A 1534-nucleotide genomic window follows, 5' to 3' on the forward strand; every position below is an offset into this window, starting at 1 on the left:
CGGAAGCACTATGTTGGCGCGGTCGCGCCTAAATTTAGCAGAATTTCGTAAGCGCTTAAGCGAGCGCGGTCGCTTTTAAATTTAACGGGCGTGTCGCAATAACGCGCGGATATAATAAATTCAAAAGGAGCAAACATGCAAAAAAACGAGGTTATGAACGATTTTAAGAGGCTGTGCGAGATACCGCACTGTAGCTGCGAAACGGAGCAGATGAGGGAGTTTTTGGCGGATTTTGCGCGCTGCCAGGGCTTTAGCGTAAACGTCGATGAGGCGGGTAACATCCATGCCGTAAAGGGCGAGCCTAAAATCTGCCTGCAAAGCCACTACGACATGGTCTGCGTGGGCGCGGCGCCGAATTTGCAGCTCATCGAAGAGGACGGCATACTAAGGGCGAAAAACTCGACTCTGGGCGCTGATGATGGCATCGGCGTGGCGATGATGATGGGCGCAATGCGGGAGTTTGCAAATTTAGAGTGCTTATTTACCAATGACGAAGAGGTCGGGCTCGTGGGCGCAAACGCCTTTAAGGGTAAAATTCTATCGCCAAATTTGCTAAATTTAGACAGCGAAGAGGACGATCGCGTGACGCTAGGATGCGCCGGCGGCATAAACGTAAGCGCAAAAATCGGCGCGCAGACCGTCAAAAAGAGCGGTAAAATTTACGAGATCGGCGTCACTGGGCTTAGCGGCGGTCACTCGGGCAACGAGATACATAAAAATATCCCAAACGCGACCAAGCTGCTAGCGAAATTTCTCGCCGAGGAGGGCTGCGAGCTCATCAGCCTAGATTTTGGCGAGAGGAGTAACTCGATCCCCGCAAATGCCGTGTGCAAGGCGCTCTGCGCGCATGAGCCAAGGCAGCGCGGCTTAGCGTGGGTAAAGAGCCTCGGCGAGGGCGAAGCGGACGTGCTGGTAAACAGCGGCAAAATTTTAGCGCTCATCAACTCATTCGCCCAAGGCGTGCGCAGCTACGACACGCAGCTTGGCATGGTAAATGAAAGTATAAATCTCTCGACCGTTAAGCAGAATGGTGAAGTGATCGAGTTTGATTTTTTCGCTCGCGCGATGAAGCGCGAGGGGCTCGAAAATCTTGGATTTGAGACTAGCACTCTGGCTAGCGCGCTGGACTTTGATGTGAGAGTAGCCGACCGCTCGGCGAACTGGGCGCCCTGCATCAGCGACTTCGCGCATCTGGTGCTTGAGGAGTTGCAAAAACAAAAGCCGCAGGCTAAATTTGCCGCCGTGCACGCGGGCCTTGAGTGCGGCGTACTGGTCGCAAAACAGCCCGAGCTGCAAGCCTGCTCCATAGGCCCGAACATCCACTCGCCACACTCCGTAAACGAGCACTGCGAGATAGCGTCGGTGGAGATGATAGCGGAGGTCGTAAGAAACATTATCGCTAGGCTTCAGTAGCTCGGAAAGGCTTGTCTTTTGAGCGCTTTTTACGGATTTTGTTAAAATTTGACTTGATAGGCTATATGCCTTATCTTCGTCAAATTTTAACTTCTTCTGCTTGCAGCTGCGAGCTTGCGAA

Annotated in this window: 1 protein-coding gene; it reads left to right on the top strand. The window is 52.7% G+C overall.

Annotated features, from left to right (window positions below):
- Window positions 1-135 precede the first annotated feature (135 nt).
- Window positions 136-1413, top strand: coding sequence for a M20/M25/M40 family metallo-hydrolase (locus tag Q0620_RS09020; RefSeq protein ID WP_298784637.1), 1278 nt, complete (start codon window positions 136-138; stop codon window positions 1411-1413).
- The last annotated feature ends 121 nt before the right edge of the window (window positions 1414-1534 follow it).

It is taken from the genome of uncultured Campylobacter sp. (assembly GCF_938017615.1).
Lineage (GTDB): Bacteria > Campylobacterota > Campylobacteria > Campylobacterales > Campylobacteraceae > Campylobacter_B.

Bases quoted from the DNA above. Each gene is read 5' to 3' on its own strand.
- Q0620_RS09020 (WP_298784637.1), top strand. From the start codon at position 136: ATGCAAAAAAACGAGGTTATGAACGATTTTAAGAGGCTGTGCGAGATA.